Annotated in this window: 1 pseudogene; it reads left to right on the top strand. The window is 48.4% G+C overall.

Going from position 1 to position 442, the window contains the following annotated elements:
• Positions 1-310: pseudogene (locus tag ACTJKF_RS31440) on the top strand (T6SS immunity protein Tli3 family protein); the annotation flags it as partial.
• Positions 311-442 lie beyond the last annotated feature (132 nt).

Here is a 442-nt window from a genome sequence, read left to right as displayed (position 1 = left end):
AGCGACTTTCCATATTTTGACTTACATGCCCCATAGCTTCAGGCCATTCGAGGATTCGAAAAGATATGCGATAGCTGCAACGAATGATCGTTTGTATATAGAAAAACATCGTCAATATGATTCGTATGTCGTTTCTTATCCATTGATTCCGGGATTCGTCTACGACAGCAAGAGCGACATACCTGACGGCAAGCATGTCGAATACGATACAACTGTCCCGCTCGGTTTAAGGACTCCGTCGGACCAGGACCGCATCACATGCGACGCGTCAATCAAGCCGACCAATCCAGATGCGCCACTGGTGCGCTAATGCACGCGCCCCTCTCTGTAAGGAACAAGATCATGAAAGATCCCGTTTGTGGAAACTCTAATGGTTCGTAGACTAGTTATCGTCACACTGATGCTGCTGATGCAGGGCTGTAGTGCGCAGCGTCCGTATTCA

Origin of the sequence: Burkholderia sp. 22313, assembly GCF_052045245.1 — a bacterium.
Taxonomy (GTDB): Bacteria; Pseudomonadota; Gammaproteobacteria; order Burkholderiales; family Burkholderiaceae; genus Burkholderia.
Note: the sequence above shows the minus strand (reverse complement) of the source record. Positions and strands in the feature narration are given on the sequence as shown.